18 protein-coding genes and 3 tRNA genes are annotated in these 20,380 nt (G+C 59.7%); 14 read left to right on the top strand and 7 right to left on the bottom strand.

All coding sequences use genetic code 11. The features are described 5' to 3' along the window. Positions 1–15: 15 nt before the first annotated feature. From murC to JK202_RS01960, 13 genes are all read left to right on the top strand, one after another. Positions 16–1,449, top strand: a complete 1,434-nt coding sequence (murC, locus tag JK202_RS02020) for a UDP-N-acetylmuramate--L-alanine ligase (RefSeq protein WP_211557558.1) — start codon at positions 16–18, stop codon at positions 1,447–1,449. Then, the gene (murB, locus tag JK202_RS02015) at positions 1,446–2,366 is read left to right on the top strand and encodes a UDP-N-acetylmuramate dehydrogenase (RefSeq protein WP_211557557.1); all 921 of its coding nucleotides are present in this window, start codon (positions 1,446–1,448) and stop codon (positions 2,364–2,366) included. The genes murC and murB overlap by 4 nt, the downstream gene beginning before the upstream one ends. Next, on the top strand, positions 2,363–3,274 hold the full coding sequence (locus JK202_RS02010; RefSeq protein WP_211557556.1) for a D-alanine--D-alanine ligase: 912 nt from the start codon (positions 2,363–2,365) through the stop codon (positions 3,272–3,274). The genes murB and JK202_RS02010 overlap by 4 nt, the downstream gene beginning before the upstream one ends. Next, positions 3,274–4,209 (top strand): cell division protein FtsQ/DivIB, encoded by a 936-nt coding sequence (locus JK202_RS02005; protein ID WP_211557555.1) that lies wholly within the window; start codon positions 3,274–3,276, stop codon positions 4,207–4,209. Before JK202_RS02010 ends, JK202_RS02005 begins: the two co-directional genes overlap by 1 nt. Beyond that, positions 4,206–5,603: a cell division protein FtsA gene (ftsA, locus tag JK202_RS02000; RefSeq protein ID WP_211557554.1), complete on the top strand. Its 1,398-nt coding sequence runs from the start codon at positions 4,206–4,208 to the stop codon at positions 5,601–5,603. Before JK202_RS02005 ends, ftsA begins: the two co-directional genes overlap by 4 nt. Before the next feature lie 57 nt (positions 5,604–5,660). After that, positions 5,661–7,193 (top strand): cell division protein FtsZ, encoded by a 1,533-nt coding sequence (ftsZ, locus tag JK202_RS01995; protein WP_211557553.1) that lies wholly within the window; start codon positions 5,661–5,663, stop codon positions 7,191–7,193. A 115-nt stretch (positions 7,194–7,308) separates the two neighbouring features. Further along, positions 7,309–8,340 (top strand): UDP-3-O-acyl-N-acetylglucosamine deacetylase, encoded by a 1,032-nt coding sequence (lpxC, locus tag JK202_RS01990; protein WP_211557551.1) that lies wholly within the window; start codon positions 7,309–7,311, stop codon positions 8,338–8,340. 68 nt (positions 8,341–8,408) lie between these two features. Beyond that, positions 8,409–9,308, top strand: a complete 900-nt coding sequence (locus JK202_RS01985) for an outer membrane protein assembly factor BamD (RefSeq protein WP_211557548.1) — start codon at positions 8,409–8,411, stop codon at positions 9,306–9,308. A gap of 45 nt (positions 9,309–9,353) precedes the next feature. Further along, positions 9,354–11,075, top strand: a complete 1,722-nt coding sequence (gene recN / locus JK202_RS01980) for a DNA repair protein RecN (protein WP_211557546.1) — start codon at positions 9,354–9,356, stop codon at positions 11,073–11,075. Continuing rightward, entirely contained in the window at positions 11,072–13,123 is a 2,052-nt protein-coding gene (gene ligA / locus JK202_RS01975) for an NAD-dependent DNA ligase LigA (protein ID WP_211557545.1), read from the top strand. The genes recN and ligA overlap by 4 nt, the downstream gene beginning before the upstream one ends. A 70-nt stretch (positions 13,124–13,193) precedes the next feature. Beyond that, positions 13,194–14,543, top strand: coding sequence for a hemolysin family protein (locus JK202_RS01970; RefSeq protein ID WP_211557544.1), 1,350 nt, complete (start codon positions 13,194–13,196; stop codon positions 14,541–14,543). 36 nt (positions 14,544–14,579) lie between these two features. Further along, entirely contained in the window at positions 14,580–15,152 is a 573-nt protein-coding gene (locus JK202_RS01965) for a nicotinamidase (protein ID WP_211557543.1), read from the top strand. 62 nt (positions 15,153–15,214) lie between these two features. Continuing rightward, positions 15,215–15,574: an Ivy family c-type lysozyme inhibitor gene (locus tag JK202_RS01960; protein WP_211557542.1), complete on the top strand. Its 360-nt coding sequence runs from the start codon at positions 15,215–15,217 to the stop codon at positions 15,572–15,574. A gap of 40 nt (positions 15,575–15,614) precedes the next feature. On the opposite strand, the gene JK202_RS01955 is transcribed toward JK202_RS01960, so the two are convergent. The 3 genes from JK202_RS01955 to gpt all read right to left on the bottom strand — a co-directional run bounded on the left by JK202_RS01955 (position 15,615) and on the right by gpt (position 16,342). Next, positions 15,615–15,691 (bottom strand) — tRNA-Arg (locus JK202_RS01955). 18 nt (positions 15,692–15,709) lie between these two features. Beyond that, positions 15,710–15,786, bottom strand: a tRNA-Pro gene (locus JK202_RS01950). Positions 15,787–15,835: 49 nt separating this feature from the next. Continuing rightward, positions 15,836–16,342 carry a xanthine phosphoribosyltransferase gene (gene gpt, locus JK202_RS01945; protein ID WP_211557540.1) on the bottom strand — a complete coding sequence of 169 codons (507 nt, stop codon included), beginning with the start codon at positions 16,340–16,342 and terminating at the stop codon, positions 15,836–15,838. Between the two features lie 70 nt (positions 16,343–16,412). Between gpt and JK202_RS01940 the strand changes: the two genes are divergently transcribed. Then, entirely contained in the window at positions 16,413–17,639 is a 1,227-nt protein-coding gene (locus tag JK202_RS01940; RefSeq protein WP_211557538.1) for an MFS transporter, read from the top strand. 69 nt (positions 17,640–17,708) lie between these two features. Here JK202_RS01940 and JK202_RS01935 read toward each other — a convergent pair. From JK202_RS01935 to ispH, 4 genes are all read right to left on the bottom strand, one after another. Beyond that, positions 17,709–17,784, bottom strand: a tRNA-Asn gene (locus JK202_RS01935). A 110-nt stretch (positions 17,785–17,894) separates the two neighbouring features. Then, positions 17,895–18,347, bottom strand: a complete 453-nt coding sequence (rnhA, locus tag JK202_RS01930) for a ribonuclease HI (RefSeq protein WP_211557536.1) — start codon at positions 18,345–18,347, stop codon at positions 17,895–17,897. Next, the gene (locus tag JK202_RS01925; RefSeq protein ID WP_211557534.1) at positions 18,340–19,290 is read right to left on the bottom strand and encodes a homoserine kinase; all 951 of its coding nucleotides are present in this window, start codon (positions 19,288–19,290) and stop codon (positions 18,340–18,342) included. The genes rnhA and JK202_RS01925 overlap by 8 nt, the downstream gene beginning before the upstream one ends. A gap of 6 nt (positions 19,291–19,296) precedes the next feature. Next, the gene (ispH, locus tag JK202_RS01920; protein ID WP_062494789.1) at positions 19,297–20,307 is read right to left on the bottom strand and encodes a 4-hydroxy-3-methylbut-2-enyl diphosphate reductase; all 1,011 of its coding nucleotides are present in this window, start codon (positions 20,305–20,307) and stop codon (positions 19,297–19,299) included. Positions 20,308–20,380 lie beyond the last annotated feature (73 nt).

Genomic DNA, 20,380 nt, shown 5'->3' with positions numbered 1-20,380 from the left:
AAGAGTACCTGCCCCATGCGCGCCCTGCCCCTGAACATCGGAACCATTCACTTCGTCGGCATCGGCGGCATCGGCATGTCCGGTATCGCCGAGGTCCTGCACATGCTGGGCTATAAGGTGCAGGGCTCCGATATTGCCGAGGGCGCCAATGTGCAGCGCCTGCGCCAGTCCGGGATTGTCGTGCATATTGGCCATGACGCCACCAATCTGGGCGATGCGCAGGTCGTCGTAACCTCGACGGCCGTGAAAAAGGACAATCCGGAAGTCGTAGCTGCCCGCGCCAAGCTCATTCCCGTCGTGCGGCGCGCGGAAATGCTGGCCGAACTGATGCGCCTGCGCTGGTCCGTCGCGATCGGCGGAACGCATGGCAAAACGACCACGACGAGCCTTGTGGCCTGCGTGCTCGAACATGCGCGTCTGGACCCGACCGTCATCAATGGCGGCATAATCGAGGCTTACGGCACCAACACGCGTATGGGCTCGGGCGACTGGATGGTCGTCGAGGCCGATGAAAGCGACGGATCCTTCCTGCGCCTGCCAGCCGTGATTGCGGTGGTAACCAACATGGATCCGGAACATCTGGATCACTGGGGCACGGAAGAGGCCATGCAGGCCGGCTATGACCAGTTCGTCTCGAACATCCCGTTCTACGGCTTTGCCGTTCTCTGCGTGGATCACCCGCAGGTGCAGCAGATGATCCCTCGCCTGTCGGATCATCGCGTCATCACCTATGGCTTCAGCCCGCAGGCTGATGTGCGCGCCGAAAAGGTTGTCATGGACAAGCGCGGCGCCACATTCGAGGTCGTCGTCACCAACCGCCAGCGCAACCGCTCGCGCCGCGCCGGGCCGTTCCGCCTGCCGATGCTTGGACACCACAACGTCCTGAACTCGCTCGCGGCCATCGCCGTCGCGCTTGAAATGGAAATCAGTGATTCCGTGATCGCGTCCGCCCTGACGACCTTCAAGGGCGTCAAGCGCCGCTTTACGCGCACGGGCGAATATAACGGCATCTCCATTATCGACGATTACGGCCATCACCCGGTCGAAATCGCCGCCGTGCTCAAGGCTGCCCGTCAGGCCGGTGCGCGCAACGTCATCGCCGTCATGCAGCCGCACCGCTATTCCCGCCTGAAGGTCCTGTTCAACGAGTTCTGCACCTGCATGAACGACGCGGACACAGTCATCGTGGCGGATGTCTATGCCGCGGGCGAAGCACCGATCGACGGTGCGGGCCGCGATGCGCTTGTCGAAGGTCTGCGTGACCGCGGCCACCGCTCCGTCGTGCCGCTCCCCGATCCGGCCCATCTGGCGGAAATGATCAACGCCATCGCCAAGCCTGGCGATTACGTCGTCTGCCTCGGCGCCGGCACCATCACCCAGTGGGCGCAGGCCCTTCCCGCACAGCTCGAAGCCCTGAACCGCCAGCCCGCAACCGAAGGCGCGGTATGACGGTCAACAGCGACTTTCCCGTCACGGGCCTGCGCGGTCGGCTGACCCCGAACGCCCCGCTGGGCCCCCGCGCATGGTTCCGCGTGGGCGGCCCGGCGGACTGGCTGTTCGTCCCCGAAGACCGGGACGATCTGACCCTTTTCCTGCGCGGAAAGCCGGCGACCATGCCGGTTACGATTCTGGGTGCATGCTCGAACGTCATCATCCGCGACGGTGGCATTGCCGGTACGGTCATCCGTCTGGCGCGCGGCTTTGCGGATATTGACGTGCAGGGCGACAGCCTGATCGTGGGTGCAGCCGCTCTCGACATTACGGTAGCTGAATACGCCGCAGCCGCAGGATTGGCGGGGCTGGAGTTTCTGGCTGGCATTCCGGGCTCGATCGGCGGCGCCGTCCGCATGAATGCGGGCGCCTATGGATCGGATATCAATGCCGTTCTCGAATGGGCAGACATCCTGACGGCCGAAGGCGAACTCCTTCGCCTGTCACATGACGACCTCGGCTTTGCCTATCGTCATTCAGAGCTTCCCGAAGGCAGCGTGGTCATCCGCGCCAGCCTCCGCGGCACACCGGACAACGCAGACGCTATCCGCAGCCGCATTGCAGACATCCGGGCTTCGCGCGAGGCCTCACAGCCTGTTCGGGCGCGCACCGGTGGCTCCACATTCCGTAATCCAGCAGGCCACAAGGCCTGGCAACTCATTGACGATGCCGGGTGCCGTGGTCTTCAGATCGGGGACGCGCAGGTCAGCGAGAAGCACTGTAACTTCCTGCTCAATCTGGGACAGGCCAGCAGCGCGGATCTGGAAACGCTGGGTGAAGCCGTGCGCGAAAAAGTGCTGGCACAGAGCGGCGTGGACCTGCATTGGGAAATCAAAAGGATCGGACGTCAGTCCGAAGGAGAACAGACGGTATGAAGGTCGCAGTCCTGTTGGGGGGAACATCCAGTGAGCGGCCTGTCAGTCTCGTCAGTGGCGAGGCCGCGATCGAAGCGCTGCGCGAAAAGGGACATGACGTCACCCCGATTGACGTCGGACCGGACATCGCAACGACCATCGCCCAACTGAAAACTGCCGCTCCGGACGTAGTTTTCAATGCCCTCCACGGCCCGCGTGGTGAAGATGGCGCCATTCAGGGCGTTCTGGAATGGCTCGGTCTGCCCTACACCCATTCCGGCATCCGTGCTTCGGCTGTAGCAATGGACAAGGGCGCCACCCGCATTCTTCTGGCCGCAGCCGGCCTGCCGGTGGCGCAGGGCCGTGTGGTGACGGTCGAGGAACTGGCCGAAGCCGATCCGCTTCCCGCACCTTACGTCATCAAGCCCGTGGCCGAAGGTTCGTCCGTCGGGGTCGAAATCGTGCGGACAGGCGATAACCGCCGTGCGGAAATCGCACAGACCTGGCGCTTCGGAAAAGAAGCGCTGGTCGAGAGCTTCATCCCGGGCCGGGAACTGACCGCCAGCGTCATGGGAGACCGGGCGCTCGCAGTCACAGACATCCTGCCCAGCGAAACGGCTGCGTTCTACGACTTCGAAGCCAAGTACAAGGCGGGCGGCTCGCGTCACGTGGTTCCTGCGGAACTTCCGCAGGCCGTGACAGAGCACGCACTCGATTACGCCCTGCGCGCCCATCAAACGCTGGGCTGTCAGGGCGCGAGCCGTACGGATTTTCGCTACGACGAGGACACCGACACGCTGGTCATCCTTGAGGTCAACACACAGCCCGGCATGACACCAACATCGCTTCTTCCAGAGCAGGCCGCCTATTGCGGAATTTCCTATCCGGACCTGTGTGACTGGATGGTCCAGGAGGCACTGACGCGCTGATGCGGGAGGATCCGTCCTTTCAGAGAGACGATTTTGTCCGGGACCGGTATTCCGGGGCCTTCCCGCCTCAGGAAGACCGTCCATCACGGGCAAAGCTGTTCTGGCGCCGGCAACGGCGGCTGGTCTGGCCTGCGATCGTGTTTCTGGTTGTGATGGGAATTGCCGGTGCTGGCGTCCGCCTGTTGTATGATGCTGCGTCTGAAGAGCGCTTCGCCCCGCTTCGGGCGCGTCTGGTAGAGATGGAACCGCTACCCATCCGCCACATCGTTATCAACGGCCGTGGTATGACGAGTGAAGCCTCGATTGATGAGGCTCTGGGAACAACCATCGGGCATCCGATTTTCGGATTTTCCGTTGAGCGCGCGCGTCAACGGCTTGATGAGCTTCCCTTCATCGATCATGCAACAGTCGAACGGCACATGCCCGATACGGTCATCATTACGCTCGTGGAGCGCACCCCGATCGCCGTCTGGCAGGATCGGGGGCACTTCATGCTGATCAACCGTGCCGGTGAAGAAGTGTCTGATCAGGGTCTGACGGGCAAAAATGCACAAGCATTTCTCCAGCTTCCCCTTGTGGTGGGCGAAGGTGCGAATACAGCCGCCGCAACAGTGATCGATGCCCTGAACCACGAACCGCTGGTCAAAAGCCAGGTGGCAGCTCTGATCCGGGTAGGAAACCGCCGCTGGAACGCAACTCTCAAGGACGGCACCACTGTTTTGTTGCCTGAGGGCGAAGAAGCCGCAGCCTTTACGCGCCTTGCGCGTTACCAACAGAGCATGCGCCTTCTGGAACGTCCGGTGCAGTCTATTGATCTGCGCCTTCCGGACAGAATGGTCGTCCACCAGCCGCCACAGGCCGCTCCCCCGACAGAAGGGACGAAAACCGATCCGTCCTCATCTCCACCACCAGCAGACAGCACGAAGCAGCCATGAATGACCTTACCTCCATGTCAGATCTTCCGGCATTCCGTCGCCGGGGCGGTCTGAGGGGCCGGTCCCTCATCCCCGTTGGCGGCGAACGTGATGCGAGCGTCAATCGGGTTCCGCGTGATATCCTGCCCCTCCCGCCAGAGGAAACGCATCGCAGTATCGCATGGCGTCCGGGCATTTTCGGTGCGCTGGATATCGGCACGACGAAAATGACATGCCTGATCGGCAAGGGTGAGGCCGACGGGTCCATTCAGGTTCTGGGCCACGGATGGCGCCGTTCTCACGGTATCCGTTCAGGATCGATCGTCGATATCCGCGAAGCCGAAGCCGCCATCCGGGCCACGGTCGGACAGGCCGAGGAAGCCGCTGAGCGACGCATGGACTCACTGGTCGTCAACCTGTCCTGCGGCAGGCCGCTGAGCCGTCTGGTTGATGCACAAATTCCAATCGGTGGCCGTGAAGTGACCGCAGGAGACGTCCAGCGTCTCATTGCGGAAGGACAGGCCCGTGCCTGGATGGAAGGCCGTGAGGTCATCCACACCCTCCCCATCGGATATGTCGTGGATTCCATTCCCGGAATTGCAGATCCCATCGGCCATCAGTGCGAAGAACTGGCCACCCGGATGCACGTCGTGGACATGAATTCTAGCGCACTGCGCACTCTGGATGCCGTGCTGCAACATGCGGAACTCAAGCTGGACGGGCTGGTTGCAAGTCCCTTTGCCTCGGGCGTTTCAGTGCTGGCAGCCGAAGAGCGGGAGCTTGGCGTGACCGTCGTGGAAATGGGCGGCGGCACCACGTCTCTTGCCGTATTCTGCGAGGGCAAACTGCTCCACACAGCCCAGATCCGCGTCGGCGGCCTACACGTGACCCGCGACATCGCAGGCGTCCTGTCGACATCGCTGGAAACGGCCGAGCGTCTCAAGACGATGTATGGCGCAGCCCAGATGGGCTCCGATGACCAGAGGGAAATCCTGTCGGTTCCCCTGATCGGCGAGAACAGCGACCGGCTGGTGCGCCTTCAGCGCTCCAAGGTCATTTCCGTCATCCAGCCGCGCATCGAGGAAACGCTGGAACTCGTCCGGCAGTCACTCGACAATGCGGGGCTGGGCCGACTGGCCAACGGCCGTGTCGTTCTCACGGGTGGCGCTTCCCTTCTTGAAGGGATCGTCCCCGTTGCAACCCGCATCCTCGGGCGCCCCGTGCGGATGGGAAAACCCCAGAATATCTATGGCCTGCCAGAGACGGCCGCGGCTTCGGCAGGCTTTTCAACCGCTGCGGGGCTTCTGGCCTGGGCAGCGGGTGCGGATCGGGACTTCGGAGATATTTCCGCGCCCGAACCAAGACCTCGCGGACTTGTTAAACGTCTCGTAGGCTTCATACGCAATAATGTATAAGCTACTACAGATCGTAACGCCCTCACCTGTCGCTTTCATGAAGTTCCGGACCAGATCATGACGCTGAACCTTACTCCTACTCCCAATTCCCACGTTGAACTGGCGCCACGGATTACCGTGATCGGCGTTGGCGGCGGCGGTACGAACGCTGTCGACAACATGATCGCGTCTGAACTCAAGGGGGTCGAATTCGTCGTTGCCAATACCGACGCCCAGCAGCTTGCCCACTCGAAAGCTGAACGCCGCGTCCAGCTTGGCCCGCATCTGACACGCGGTCTGGGTGCAGGCGCCAAACCTGAAATCGGTCGGGAAGCAGCAGAAGAGGCCGCTCAGGAAATTGACAGGCAGCTTGAAGGTGCGAATCTTGTCTTCATCACGGCTGGCATGGGTGGCGGCACGGGCACAGGTGCGGCTCCGGTCATTGCCCGCATGGCCCGTGAACGCGGTGTCCTGACAGTTGGCGTTGTCTCCAAGCCCTTCAATTTTGAAGGTCGCCGCCGCACAACTGCAGCTGAAGTCGGCATCGCCGAACTCCAGAAACATGTCGATACGCTGATCGTTATCCCGAACCAGAACCTGTTCAATTCTGCGACACAGAACACGACGTTCCGTGAAGCATTCCGGATGGCCGACAACGTCCTGAACATGGGTGTGCGCGGCATTACGGACCTCATGGTTTCTCCAGGGCTCATCAATCTCGATTTCGCGGACGTCAAGGCCGTAATGGAAGAGATGGGCAAGGCCATGATGGGTACAGGCGAAGCATCCAGCGAAGAAGATGCGGAAGACCGTGCAGTCCTCGCAGCCGAGCGTGCAATTTCCAACCCGCTGCTGGAAGACGCGTCCATGGCTGGCGCGCGCGGCCTTCTCATCAACATCACTGGTGGCGAAGATCTCACCCTGTATGAAGTCAATGCCGCCGCAGATCGCATCCGCGAAGAAGTTGCCGACGACGCCAACATCATCTTTGGTGCGCTGATCGATGAGAAGCTGAATGGCCGCGTTCGTGTGTCTGTCGTCGCAACTGGCATCGACACCCAGCCCCGTCAGGATCCATCGGCTCCGGGTGAAAGCCGCCAGGGAACAGCGCCACAGACGAACTCTGCTCCCCAATCCCCTCCGCGCGACAATGCAGCACCGCGTGCAACTGCGCCGTCTTTCCAGCCGGGTTCCACCTATGCTGGCGGACCGCCGCGTCCGAATTTCACGCTCGATCCCCAGCAACCCGCACAGAATACGGCTCCCCAGCCTCTGCAGGAAGCTCCCGCTCCCCAACCTTCCAACGCAGAGCAGCAGTCGATGCGTCAGGAAAATACACACGAGCCTTCCCCCCGGGCTGGTCTGTTTTCTGATCCGTCCCGTCATGCGCCTCCGCCACAGGCCGAAGCACCTCGCAGTCTGTTTGGGATGGTCACAGGGGCCTTCCGCAGCCGCCCTGCACAGCCGCAGCAGGCACAGCAGCCCACACAGCGTACGGAACCCAACACGACGCGCGACCCCTATCAGCCCCAGGCACCGCAGCATCAGGAACAGTCTTCCAGCGGTGGTGACGATTCCAATCTGGATATTCCCACCTATCTGCGTCGCTGAACGATTACCCCCTCATTGACTTGGTGAGGGGGTAATATCCGGCAACAATCGTTGACTGGAACTGGGACCCGGTATCTGTTTTCTAGTCTCCGGAAGTAGATTTTTCGGAGGCTTTATGCAGGTTACGCCCACGCATGGTGGCAACACGACGAAAAGTGTTGATGCAAAGCGGCCGGAAACGGTTTCAGGTATTGACGGGACGCCTTCCCGCCTGGAACGCAACGGCTCAAAAAATCTGCAGACAACTCTCGCCAACCCCATTCACTGTCAGGGAATTGCCCTGCACAGCGGCGTAACCGTCGATCTGATTCTTTCTCCTGCGACCGCCAATACCGGTGTCAGGTTCCAGCGCTCGGACGTGGAAGGCTCTCCGTCTTTCCCGGCCCGCTACGACCATATTATAGATACCCGTCTTTCGACCGTTGCGGCATCCGATTCAGACCCGTCCCTTCGTGTTGCGACAATCGAACACCTGATGGCAGCTTTGAATGCCTGCGAAATCGACAACATCCTGATTTCCGTCAGCGGTCCTGAACTCCCGGTTCTCGATGGTGCTTCAGACGCCTTTGTGTTCCTGATCCGCTGTGCTGGCCGCCAGATCCTGGATACGCCTCGGCAGGTCATTGAAATCCTGCGCAATGTCCGGGTTGAAGGGGAGAATGGCGCGTTCGCTGAGCTCCGTCCCGCCCAGCGAGGATTGTCTCTTGCCATCTCACTGAGTTTTCCAGCGCAGGCTATCGGTAACCAGCGTTATGCCATGCAGCTGGACGAGCAGCGATTCATGGAGGAAGTTGCTTTTTGCCGAACCTTCGTGAACCGTCAGGACATCGAGTATCTTCAGAGTATAGGGCTCGCCCGGGGCGGTTCTCTGGACAACGCAGTTGTCGTTGATGGAGAAAACATTCTCAATCCCGCAGGCCTGAAAATCGAGCGTGAGTTTGCCCGTCATAAACTCCTAGACGCCATCGGCGATCTATATTGTGCCGGCCATCGGATGCAGGCCGGATTTATTGGCCACAAGTCCGGACACACGCTGAATAACAAACTTCTGCGTAAGGTTTTTTCAGATTCTGCCAACTGGTGCTTCGTTCCTTTAGCCCCCTCCCGTTCCGTTACAAAGACCCTGCGCGCCCGCGTTGCCGCCTGAGACACATGGCAGGTCTTTCGTCAGCGCATTCCCGTGATATAAGACGGGCTTCCACGGGAAGAGCAGGTATGACAAGCAGCACTCAGCGTCATTTTGAAGCATCGGTCACGAATGGTGGTTTCATTCTGAGAGCTGCGGCTGTCAGCGGGCTTCTGCTGCTGTCCGGCTGCTCCCTGTTTTCGCATCAGCACGAAAAACCCGCGATTCCGAAAACCGCTGACGCTGAGACCCTGTATAATTACGGGATCGACGCCCTGCACACGGGCCATTACGAACTGGCTGGCGGTGAATTCGAGCTGCTGCAGCAGAACTATCCCTATTCCGGCTTCACAGGTAATGCGGAGCTGATGGAGGGGTATTCCTACTACCTTCAAGGCGAATACGCGCTTTCGGTTCAGCAGCTCGAACGCTATCTCCAGCTGCACCCAACAAGCCCCGACGCGGCCTATGCCTTCTATCTACGTGCACTTTGCTATTACGAGCAGATTGCTAACGTCGAACGCGACCAGCAGGGCACAGTTGAAGCACTGGACGCGCTGGAAGAAGTCATCACCCGCTTCCCGCAAACGTCCTATGCCCGCGATGCCCAGTTGAAGATCGATCTGTGCCGCGACCATCTGGCCGGCAAAGAAATGCTGGTCGGCCGCTGGTATCAGCAGCAACGCAATTACGAAGCTGCCATGACACGCTACCAGCGCGTCGTGCAGGATTACCAGACGACCAACCATGTCGCCGAAGCCCTCGAGCGTCTTGTTGAAGTTTATCTGGCCCTTGGTCTGAAAGATCAGGCACACCAGACGGCCGCCGTCCTTGGTTACAACTATCCCGACAGCCAGTGGTATCGTTATGCCTATAATGATCTTCGGGAAAACCATCTGCTCAAGGGCGATCTCAAGAAGCCGGTCGTACATCCGGGCCAGCCGGACCATCGCGGATTTTTCTCGCGGGCCTGGCACAGCGTCTTCTGATATTTCCCCTTTGAAACGGGGCGCTACGCTCCCAACATTGCTGTCATGCTGACACATCTCTCGATCCGCGACGTCGTTCTGATCGAAAAGCTCGATCTTGGTCTCGCGCCTGGTCTGACGGTCCTGACCGGCGAGACCGGCGCTGGAAAGTCCATCCTGCTCGACAGTCTGGGGCTGGCCCTCGGAGAGCGCGCCAGCGGTGGCCTTGTGCGCTCGGGAGCCACTCAGGCCAGCGTGTCGGCTATTTTTGAAATCGCCAGCGATCATCCGGTTTTTGCCCTGCTCGACGAGCACGGCATTATCCGCGAAGACCCAATGGACCCGATCGTCCTGCGGCGTATTGTAACTCCCGACGCGCGTTCCCGCGCCTATATCTGTGACCAGCCGGTCGGCGTGGGGCTGCTGCGCCGCGTGGGTGCCCATCTTGTGGAAATTCAGGGTCAGCACGAACAGATGGGACTTGCCGATCAGAGCACCCATCTTGATCTGCTGGATGCCTTTGGGACTGCCCCGCCTCTCAGGGAAAAAACGGCTCGTACTTTCAGGCAATGGGCGTCGGCACGCACCGCCCTGAAAGCCGCACGCAACGATATGGAGGCTGCGGCACGCGAGGAAGAATGGCTGCGACAGACGGTCGATGATCTGGAACGTCTTGCCCCCCAGGAGGGCGAAGAAGATGCTCTCGCAGCAACCCGCGTCAGCCTTCAACACGCCGAACGACGTGGAGAAGCCGTTGCTGCCGCCCTATCCGAACTGACCCCTCGCGACCGCCGCTCCTCTGCGCCTGCCGCGGCTCTTCGCTCCGCAAGCCGGGCATTGGCCAGACTGCTGCCCGCACCGACGGAAACGGAAACACTTTCCGACAGTCATCAAACACAGGCACAAGACGCGCTCGACGCTCTCGGCAAAGCCGAAGAAGCCCTAGCCGAAGCCGAAATGCTGCTGAGCCGGCTTGCCGCAGACACAGAAGGCGACCCCCGCCTGCTGGAAGAGACAGAAGAGCGGCTTTTTGCGCTCCGTGCAGAGGCGCGCAAGCACAACATCTCCGTCGCAGAACTTCCCGCTTTCCTCTCTGAGCTCAAAAGACGTCTTGCAGCCCTCGATTCCGGAAATGCCGAACTGGCGCGTCTGGAAACTGCCTTGACCGAAGCGCGTCTCGCCTACGAAGACGCGGCACGCACACTTTCCGCTGCCCGAAAAAAAGCTGCAGAAAAACTTGAGAAGGCGGTCAGCACGGAACTGCGCCCCGTCAAACTGGAGCGCGCCCGCTTTATTGTCTCCCTCTTGCCGCTCGGTCCCGATCACTGGAACAGTCAGGGCATGGAACAGGCGTCCTTCCTGATCGCCGCCAACCCCGGACAGTCTCCTGGCCCCCTCGCCAAGGTGGCGTCAGGCGGTGAACTGTCACGCCTCATGCTCGCACTGAAAGTGGTTCTGGCGGAACGCTCCGATGTCGGCACACTGGTGTTCGACGAGGTCGATTCCGGCGTTGGCGGTGCCACGGCGTCCTCGATCGGCGACCGGCTTCACAAGGTCGCGCAGGACGTACAGGTTCTGGTCGTCACCCACAGTCCGCAGGTTGCAGCCCGCGGCGACCACCACCTGCGGATCGCCAAGCATATCCGCAATGAGCGGACCGAAACGCTGGCAGAACCCCTGCCTCATGATGCCCGGCGCGAGGAAATCGCCCGGATGCTTGCGGGCGACATCATTACCGACGCAGCCCGAGGGGCTGCCGACAGCCTTCTGGGACATCAGATTTCATGACCATCGCCCCTGTTTCTGCCGCCGAGCGTCACGCTGCACTCGAAGCGGACCTCACGCGGTGGGACGAGGCCTATCACGGACGTGATGAACCCGAAGTTTCTGATGCGGTCTATGACGCAGCCAGACGAGAGCTTCTGGCGCTGGAGGAAGCACATCCGGATCTTCGCTCCGAAGACAGTATCAGCCAGCGCGTCGGCACCACTCCCGATTCTGCTTTCGGCAAATATCGCCACCTCGTTCCCATGCTGTCCCTCGATAATGTCTTCGATCCGGAAGGCTTCGACGGGTTTGTCTCGAAGGTCGGGCGCTTTCTTGGTCTGGACGAAGACGGACTTCAGGCACTCCAGTTCGTGGCTGAACCCAAAATCGATGGCCTCTCCATCAGCCTGACCTACGAACACGGGCGTTTCGTGCGTGGAACCACGCGCGGAGACGGCATCGAAGGCGAAGACGTTACGGCCAACTTATTGACCTTGAAGGACATTCCGCGCGAACTGCCTGGAGATTTTCCTGAACGGATCGAAATCCGCGGCGAAGTCTTTCTTTCAAAGAGCAGCTTTCTGACCCTCAATGAACAGCAGGTCGCGCGCGGAGCAAAGCCCTTCGCCAATCCCCGCAACGCCGCAGCGGGCTCCCTTCGCCAACTGGATGCGGAAATCACGCGTAGTCGCCCGCTTTCCCTTTTCGCTTATGCTCAGGGCTACACGTCCTCGCCAGTTGCGACGACACACTGGGACTATCTGGAAAAGCTGCGGGGATGGGGTTTTACGGTCAATCCGCTCTCCGAAATGATCGCCCATGCCCGTGACATCCCAACCTATGTGGAAAAACTGGCTCGCGAGCGCTCGGAGCTGGATTACGATATCGATGGCATCGTCTTCAAACTGGACGATATCACTTTGCAGGAGCGGCTCGGCTTCGTAGGCCGTGCGCCACGCTCGGCCATAGCCTGGAAATTTCCGGCAGAACAGGCCATCACGCGCCTGCGGGACATTGAGATCCAGGTCGGTCGCACGGGCGCCCTGACCCCGGTTGCGCATCTGGAACCTGTGAATGTCGGTGGCGTCATCGTCTCACGTGCGACCCTGCACAACGAGGACGAAATTGCCCGCAAGGATGTGCGCGTTGGCGATCTGGTCCGCCTGCAACGCGCAGGAGACGTCATCCCGCAGATTTTGGGACCTGTCCCGAGCGAGGAGCCACGTTCGGAGCCCTTCGTCTATCCTGACCACTGCCCGGTCTGCGGATCGCTCGCCGAGCGCGTGCATGGTGAAGCCGTTCGTCGCTGCACCGGGGGCCTGACCTGCGAAGCGCAGCTCGTGGAGCGCCTGATCCACATGGTCTCGCGCAACGCCTTCGACATTGATGGCCTTGGCGAGCGCAGCATCCGGGAATTTCACGAAATCGGCTATATCCGTACGCCCGGCGATATCTTCCGCCTGCGCACGCACGAGGAAGCACTCCTCCAGCGTGACGGCTGGGGACGCCTTTCGGTAGACAACCTGTTCCGTGCCATTGAAGATCGACGCACTATCCCGCTGTCCCGGCTCATTTTCGGCCTTGGCATTCGACGCATTGGAGAGCGCAACGCCCAGCTTCTTGCCCGGCACTATCAGACGTTCGAAAACTGGCGTACGGCCATGTTGGCCGCTCGGCCAGACTCTGATGAACGTGCCGCACTTGGCGCAATCATGGGCGTGGGCGATGCAATTGCCGATGAGCTTTCTGCGTTTTTCTCAGAAGGCCATAATATCGAAACCCTCGATGATCTGGCTTCGGAACTCACGGACATCATGCCCGAAGAAGCCCCGTCGGAAGGGCATCTTTCTGGAAAAGTCATTGTCTTCACCGGCACCATGACCACCATGACGCGCCCGGAAGCCAAGGCCATTGCCGAGCGTCTGGGTGCCCAGGTGACGGACAGTGTGTCAAAAAAGACGTCTCTGGTGGTTTTGGGAGAAAAAGCCGGGTCCAAGGCAAAAAAAGCCGCTGAACTCGGAATTGAGACCGTCGATGAGACCGGCTGGCGCGTGTTGGCGGGGTTGTAACAGAACTGCAAAACCAGAACCGTGAGAAAGTTGGTAACATACCGCTTTTTCAGGGTATAACGCCTCCCGCATGTCAGTCTCCCCCTCTTCCCAGCACCAGATTGTTCTCCTCCTGCTGGGCCTTCTCGCCACGGTCGCGCTGATTGGCGTCTCTGTGCTGATCTCGCTGTCTGAAATTTCCTTTGCTGCAGCCCGCGATGTGCGGCTGCGTTCCAAGGCGGAAGCGGGGGACCCGAGGGCCGTTGCGTTTCTCAAGCTGCGCCGCAACAGCGGTCAGGTCATCACGGTCCTGCAGATCTGCCTCAATGCAGTCGGGGTCCTAGGCGGCATCATCAGCGAGTCCATGCTGAGCGACCCGATTGCGGAAGGTTTCCGCCTTCTCGGAACGACCCCGTCACTGGCCGACAAGCTTGGCTCCGCATGCTCGTTCATTCTGATCACCGGTCTGTTCGTCCTGTTTGCAGATCTGCTGCCCAAGCGGATTGCAATGAACGCACCGGACCGGATCGCACTCAGGGTCGGCTGGTTTCCGGCCGTTGCCCTCAAGGTTCTCTATCCGGCAGTTCTTGTTTTCTCGAAGATCTCAGACTGGCTGCTTAAACTTCTCAAGATTCCGGCTGCAGCAACAGTCGAGCCCGTGACGCCGGAAGATCTACGGGCCATTCTCGCAGCAGGAACAGCCTCTGGCGTCCTTCTTGAAGAAGAGCACCAGATGATCCAGAACGTGCTCGGCCTTCAGGACCGTGCTGTCACGTCTGCCATGACGCCGCGCGATGAAATCGTCTTCCTCGACGTGCAGGAGAGCCCGGAAAGCCAGCGCGACAAAGTCAGGGTGCGTCCCTATTCCCGCTATCCGCTCTGCGATGGTGGCCTCGACAAGGTTATCGGGTCCATTCGTGCCGAAGACGTGCTGGTCGCAGTCGTGGATGAACCGCAGCCTAAAAGTACGGGCCTGGTTCCGGTGGCGAGCCAGCTCTTCCGGATGCGTCGTGATGTTCTGTCCCTGCCCGACACGCTCAACCTGTGGGAGACCCTGGCCCAGTTTGAGGCGCACTCGGCCGGCTTTGCCCTGATTGTCAACGAATATGGCCTTGTGGTGGGACTCATCACGTACAAAGACATCATGGGCGCACTGATGGATGGTCTGGTCAGCCCGTTCGAAGAACAGGCCATTGTTCGTCGCGACGACAAATCCTGGCTCATTGACGGCGCCGCCCCCATCGGCGACGTCATTCGCGAACTGGACATCCCCATGTTCGACGACGCCCAGAATTTCGACACGGTTGGCGGTTTCGTCATGAACCGACTGCGCCGCATGGCCCGCAAGGCGGACAGCGTGCAGTCATCCGGATTCCGGTTCGAGGTCGTTGATGTGGAAGGCTTCAGAATCAACCAGTTGCTGGTAACACGGCTGAACTGACTTCCAGTACGTGAACGAGGCTGCTTAGATCGTAAGATGACTGATCTCAGCCGCTCCGCTCTCATCCTCGTTGATATCCAGAATGACTTTCTGCCCGGCGGCACACTTGCCGTCCCGGATGGCGACAGCATTCTTAAAGCCGTCAATGCCCTCACCAGACGTCCGTTCAGGGCTGTTGTTGCGACGCAGGACTGGCATCCCCCGCATCACTGCTCTTTCAGCCCGCAGGGTGGCCCTTGGCCGCCTCATTGCGTTGCAGGAACTCATGGGGCCGATTTTCCCGACTCACTTCGGCCTGAACCCGTGACGCATATCGTGCGCAAGGGGGTCTTGCAGGAACGGGACAGCTATTCCGGGTTTCTCGATAACGACCGTGCAACCTCTACCGGGTTGGACGGGTTATTAAAGGGGCTGGACGTGAACCACGTTATCATCTGTGGGCTGGCTCTTGATTACTGCGTGACAGCGACAGCGTTGGATGCGGTGCTGTGCGGTTATCAAACGGACGTAGTGCCTGATGCATGCCGGGGGATCGCAGGCGACTCCAGAACAGTTCTGGAAAAGCTTGAAAGCCAAGGGGTTCTGCTGACAAGCCTCCACGACTTCTGAAGGTTATAAATATGCGGACGGTTAGACGGTTTCTCGCCTTTTTTGCATTCGCGGCAATTCAGATGGCGTCGGCGGCCACACCATCTACTACGGCTGAACTGGCTCAGACCAACGGATTCAGACAGGCGTATCAGGCTATGTTGACCCTTCCATCATGGGTAACGACAGCGCAAGCGACATCTGTACCAATCAGTAATTTCAATCTGGGCGGTAAACCCTACTTTTTAGGGCATATGTGCCGTCCACATGACTGCGCGGCAGAACAACTTGAAGTCGTGTTCGCGAAGGACCATTCAGCAGCTTGGGGCCTGTTGAGCCTCAAGGGAGAGAAATCCCTCAGGCAGAATTTTCTGGGCGCACCTGATGCAGACATGCAGAAAGTTCTGCTCAAAGCCTATCAGGATAATAATCCATCCGACTGAATTTAAACGCAAATGGGCGCTGACCGCGCCATGAGATGGCTGGTGCGCCCTGATGGACTCGAACCATCGACCCACAGCTTAGAAGGCTGTTGCTCTATCCATCTGAGCTAAGGGCGCATCAATGAGGCCATTAACTGGTCGGGGCGCCCGGACTCGAACCGGGGGCCTCTTGTACCCAAAACAAGCGCGCTACCAGGCTGCGCCACGCCCCGAACCGGCCGAAACCTAGGATGTCTGGCCGGTCGAGGCAAGAGGGTTTTTTTATTCGCCTTCGCTTCTTACAAGCGGGGGTACGAAAAGTGGCGCTGTATCCCAAGGAAACAGGACCCAGGTGTCCTGTGCGACTTCTGTTACGAAGTGATCAGTGAAGGGCTTGCCTTCCGGCTTGGCGTAAAGGCAGGCAAACACGGCTTTGGGGAGAAGCTCGCGAACAATGCGGGCAGTTACACCCGAATCCACAAGATCATCCACGATCAGGAAGCCTTCGCCATCTCCTGCGGCGACGGGCGGCTTGACGACCTTCGGCTCGTGCTGCGTGCCTTCTTCGCCTGCATAGCTGATGACCGAGACGCTCTCGATCAGGCGGCATCCCATTTCGCGACCAAGAATGGCAGCGGGGATCAGGCCACCACGTGTAATGGCAACGATTCCGCGAAAAGGCCCGTGCTTCTGCATGAGAGTTGCGGCCAGAAGGCGTGCGTCACGGTGGAGCTGGTCCCAGGTGACGGTCGCATAATGAACGGTTTGGGGGGTCTGATTGGCTGTCATGGTCTTCCTCTGCCTTCCGTCTCGCAATTTTGCAATAAACTTGCGCAACGGAAATGCCTAAAGTGCCGCAATGATTGATCAGGCCCTACGCTCTCTTCCCGGCCTTCCGTCCCTGATTGTCGGAAGAATTTTCTCACAGCTTTCCGCAACAACCATGACGATCGCCATTGGATGGCAGATCTATGCACTGACCCATAACGTAGCATCACTGGGATATCTGGGACTGGCTCAGTTCCTGCCCATGGTCCCGCTGACATTCGTTTCAGGCCATGTTGCAGATCGCTTCAACAGACGCGCTATCGTCCTGATTTGCCAGGTCTGCGAAATCCTGGCCACGGCGGCACTCGCTTTTGCGGCTGCATTCCATGTTCTGACAACGGGTGCGATCTACACATTCGCGGCGTTCTATGGAGTTGTGAGAAGCTTCGAGATGCCCTGTCAGCAGGCATTCCTTCCAGCCATTGCTCCACCCAATCTTCTGCCCCGGGCACAGGCCCTGCTTTCGTCACTGTTCATGACGGCTTCCATCGTCGGCCCCAGCCTCGGCGGCCTGCTGTATGGCATCGGGCCAGTTGTCTGTTACGGGCTCTCTGCGACAGGATTTGTCGTGGCTTTTTCAGGCACAGTGTCATTGAAACTGACTCACACTGTACCGGCCAAGGCACCGGTCACCTTCGCATCGGTTTTCGCAGGATTATCTTTCCTCAATCGCCGCCGGGATCTTCTTGGAGCCATTACGCTTGATCTGTTTGCCGTGCTTCTGGGAGGCGCCACGGCCATGCTGCCAGTTTATGCAGATGGGATCCTGCATGTCGGTCCGATTGGACTTGGCCTGCTCCGCGCCGCCCCCGCTTTTGGCGCCCTCCTGATGTCTCTGGGGCTGTCCCGGTACCCTCTGAAGGGGCGTGCTGGTCTCATCATGTTCATATCAGTCGTCATATTTGGAATTGCGACCATTGCCTTTGGCGCATCCCACACTGTCTGGCTGTCGATTGTGGCCCTGATGGTTCTGGGAGCTTCCGACGTCATCAGCGTGGTGATCCGTTCGTCCTTGATCCAGCTGGCAACACCGGATTCGATGCGTGGGCGCGTCTCCGCCGTGAACACGTTATTCATCGGATCCAGCAATCAGCTTGGCGAATTTGAAAGCGGAATGCTCGGAACCGCAATCGGACCGGAAGCAGCCGTTATTGCTGGTGGCGTCGGCACCATTGTGGTGGCCGTTGTCTGGGCACGCCTCTTCCCGCGCCTGTGGACGCTGGATCGACTGGAAGACGTCTTTCCCGAGGAACAGTAAGGCCAGAAATGCAAAAAGCTCCCAAGAGGGAGCTTTTTTGCGGCCGGAGCGCCTTTTCAAAGAAAAGGCTGGCTCCCGAAGTAGGACTCGAACCTACGACCCAGCGATTAACAGTCGCTTGCTCTACCAACTGAGCTATTCGGGACCGGCGAGGTGGTATGTAGCCAAATGGCCGGGGTCGGTAAAGCCCCTAAATGAACTTTTTTTGGAGATTTTTTCGTTTTCCTTCAAAGACCTGAGAAAAACCGTCATTTTTCAAAGCTCTTCACGCCCTCGCGTTGCGAGCTGATCCACACGTTCGTTGTTTTCATTGCCAGAATGCCCTTTGACCCAGAGCCATTCGATTTCATGCTGCTTTGCGGCTTCCAGAATTCGCTGCCACAAATCCATGTTGGCCACAGGATCGCCCGCAGCATTCCGCCATTTCCGTCGCACCCAGCCCGTATGCCAGCGGGTAATACCGTTGCGCAGATATTCGCTGTCCGTATGCAGCGTTACGATGCATGGGCGCTTGAGAGCTTCCAGCGCCTCGGCAGCAGCCGTCATTTCCATGCGGTTGTTGGTGGTCTCCGGATGGCCGCCCAAAAGCTCCTTTTCCTGACCGCGACAGATCAGAAGCGCCCCCCATCCCCCTGGCCCCGGATTGGGTTTGCACCCTCCATCCGTCCAGATTTCTACCTGAGGCCGTTCCGCTGACGCCTCAGACATGAGCAACGCCTTCGAAATGACGCAGGCGCACCAGATAGGCCAGCGGATCTTTGCGGGTCACCAGAGCGTTGGCTGGCGTGTTGATCCAGTCATACAGCCGCGTCAGAAGGAAGCGGATGGCAGCGCCCTGACACAGGGTCGGAAGCGCGGCTTTCTCTGCCTCGCTGAGCGGACGAATGCTCTCATAACCCTGAAGGATCGCAGCGGCAAAAGACGGCTCGAACGTCTTTTCGTCACGGAAGCACCAGGCGTTCAGGCAGATAGCCAGATCGTAGGCCAGAAAATCCGTACAGGCGAAATAGAAGTCGATCAGCCCGGACACCTGCCCGTTCTGAAAGAAAACATTATCCGGAAACAGGTCTGCATGAATCTGACCGCGCGGAAGAGCCTCCGAAGACGGCCACGCACCTTCGATTTTCTGAAGCGCTGCCCGGACTTCAGCCGTCAGGCCGGGTGAAAGCGCGTCTCCGCTCTCGCCACAGCTTTCGAGCAGCGGGCCCCATGCCGCTGGAGACAGCGCATTTGGACGGACCGCGTCATAACCTTCGCCTGCGTTGTGCAGCCGGGCCAGCGCCTTGCCGAGTTCCAGACACAGGCCCGCGTCAAGCTGGGTCGCGGAAACACCGGGAAGAAATGTCGTGATTGCGGCAGGACGGTCCGCAAGAATCCGGAGGGCATTTCCGTTCCGGTCCGATACGGGGAGTGGGCAGTTCAGCCCCCTGCCCGCCAGATGCTGCATAAGCCCCAGAAACCATGGGAGTTCAGCGGCATTCACCCGGCGCTCGAACAGCGTGAGAATGAAATCCCCCCCCGTTGTGCGGAGGAGGAAATTGCTGTTTTCGACACCCTCGGCGATGCCATGAAACGAGACCAGCGTCCCGATCTCGTAAGTGCCAAGAAACGCTTCAAGCGTCTCGGCCGCCAGTTCCGTATAGACGGCCATGAGAAATCAGTCGTCCTCGCCAGCCAGGGGGCCAGGCAGACGGAAGTTGATGTTCTCTTCCTTGACGATACGCTCTTCGATCTTGAGCGTGTACTTCTCGGCCAGAGCCGTCACCATTTCCTGCACGAGGCTCTCGGGAGCGGACGCACCGGCACTGATGCCAAGCGTTTCCACACCTTCGAGGACACTCCAGTCCAGATTTTCGAGCTTCGGCACCAGCAGCGCACGGCGCGCGCCCGACCGCTCGGCCACTTCCCGCAGACGCTGCGAGTTGGAAGAGTTTGGCGAGCCGATCACGATCACCAGATCACTTTCGGGCGCGATGGCCTTGACGGCTTCCTGACGGTTGGTCGTGGCGTAGCAGATGTCTTCGCGCTTGGGGCCTTCGATCAGCGGGAAGCGTGAGCGCAGGATGTCCACAATCTCGGCCGTATCATCGACAGACAGCGTGGTCTGCGTGATGAAAGCCAGCTTTGCGGGATCTTCCGGCTGGATCGTGCGGGCTTCTTCCGCATCGTTGATGAGCGTGACGGCGCCCGGCGGAAGCTGGCCCATCGTGCCCACGACTTCCGGATGGCCCGCATGGCCGATCATGAGGATATGAAGCTGGTCCGGGCCACCGCCTGCGAAGTGACGCTCGGCTTCACGATGAACCTTCGACACCAGCGGGCAGGTCGCATCCAGATACAGCAGGTTGCGGCGCTGGGCTTCTGCCGGCACGGCCTTGGGAACGCCATGGGCCGAGAAAACGACGTGTCCGTCTTCGGGAACCTCGTCCAGTTCCTCGACGAAAATGGCGCCCTTGGCTTCCAGTCCTTCAACGACCGTCCGGTTATGGACGATCTCGTGGCGGACATAGACCGGAGCACCATAACGACGCAGGGCCTCTTCCACGACACGGATGGCACGGTCCACGCCGGCACAGAAGCCACGCGGACCGGCGAGCAGGACGCGAAGGGTTTTATGGGCTTCCACACCATCGGTGCGGGAAGGAGCGAAAGTCGTCTGTTCTGACATGGTGTTCCCCAAGCGGGCGGAGTTCGATATGTAGGACCAGTATCGACCGGATTGCCTCTCGTCGCAACGTCCG

Source organism: Gluconobacter sp. Dm-62, assembly GCF_018256155.1.
Classification (GTDB): Bacteria; Pseudomonadota; Alphaproteobacteria; order Acetobacterales; family Acetobacteraceae; genus Gluconobacter.
This window is presented reverse-complemented; position numbering and strand designations above follow the sequence as displayed.

What these genes read in the sequence shown, in the direction of transcription:
- lpxC (WP_211557551.1), top strand. Translation starts at nt 7,309, where the DNA reads ATGCAGGTTACGCCCACGCATGGTGGCAACACGACGAAAAGTGTTGAT.
- ftsZ (WP_211557553.1), top strand. Translation starts at nt 5,661, where the DNA reads ATGACGCTGAACCTTACTCCTACTCCCAATTCCCACGTTGAACTGGCG.
- murB (WP_211557557.1), top strand. Translation starts at nt 1,446, where the DNA reads ATGACGGTCAACAGCGACTTTCCCGTCACGGGCCTGCGCGGTCGGCTG.
- JK202_RS01985 (WP_211557548.1), top strand. Translation starts at nt 8,409, where the DNA reads ATGACAAGCAGCACTCAGCGTCATTTTGAAGCATCGGTCACGAATGGT.
- JK202_RS01940 (WP_211557538.1), top strand. Translation starts at nt 16,413, where the DNA reads ATGATTGATCAGGCCCTACGCTCTCTTCCCGGCCTTCCGTCCCTGATT.
- JK202_RS01925 (WP_211557534.1), bottom strand. Translation starts at nt 19,290, where the DNA reads ATGGCCGTCTATACGGAACTGGCGGCCGAGACGCTTGAAGCGTTTCTT.
- JK202_RS01960 (WP_211557542.1), top strand. Translation starts at nt 15,215, where the DNA reads ATGGCGTCGGCGGCCACACCATCTACTACGGCTGAACTGGCTCAGACC.
- JK202_RS02005 (WP_211557555.1), top strand. Translation starts at nt 3,274, where the DNA reads ATGCGGGAGGATCCGTCCTTTCAGAGAGACGATTTTGTCCGGGACCGG.
- gpt (WP_211557540.1), bottom strand. Translation starts at nt 16,342, where the DNA reads ATGACAGCCAATCAGACCCCCCAAACCGTTCATTATGCGACCGTCACC.
- recN (WP_211557546.1), top strand. Translation starts at nt 9,354, where the DNA reads ATGCTGACACATCTCTCGATCCGCGACGTCGTTCTGATCGAAAAGCTC.
- JK202_RS02010 (WP_211557556.1), top strand. Translation starts at nt 2,363, where the DNA reads ATGAAGGTCGCAGTCCTGTTGGGGGGAACATCCAGTGAGCGGCCTGTC.
- murC (WP_211557558.1), top strand. Translation starts at nt 16, where the DNA reads ATGCGCGCCCTGCCCCTGAACATCGGAACCATTCACTTCGTCGGCATC.
- ispH (WP_062494789.1), bottom strand. Translation starts at nt 20,307, where the DNA reads ATGTCAGAACAGACGACTTTCGCTCCTTCCCGCACCGATGGTGTGGAA.
- rnhA (WP_211557536.1), bottom strand. Translation starts at nt 18,347, where the DNA reads ATGTCTGAGGCGTCAGCGGAACGGCCTCAGGTAGAAATCTGGACGGAT.
- JK202_RS01965 (WP_211557543.1), top strand. Translation starts at nt 14,580, where the DNA reads ATGACTGATCTCAGCCGCTCCGCTCTCATCCTCGTTGATATCCAGAAT.
- ftsA (WP_211557554.1), top strand. Translation starts at nt 4,206, where the DNA reads ATGAATGACCTTACCTCCATGTCAGATCTTCCGGCATTCCGTCGCCGG.
- JK202_RS01970 (WP_211557544.1), top strand. Translation starts at nt 13,194, where the DNA reads ATGTCAGTCTCCCCCTCTTCCCAGCACCAGATTGTTCTCCTCCTGCTG.
- ligA (WP_211557545.1), top strand. Translation starts at nt 11,072, where the DNA reads ATGACCATCGCCCCTGTTTCTGCCGCCGAGCGTCACGCTGCACTCGAA.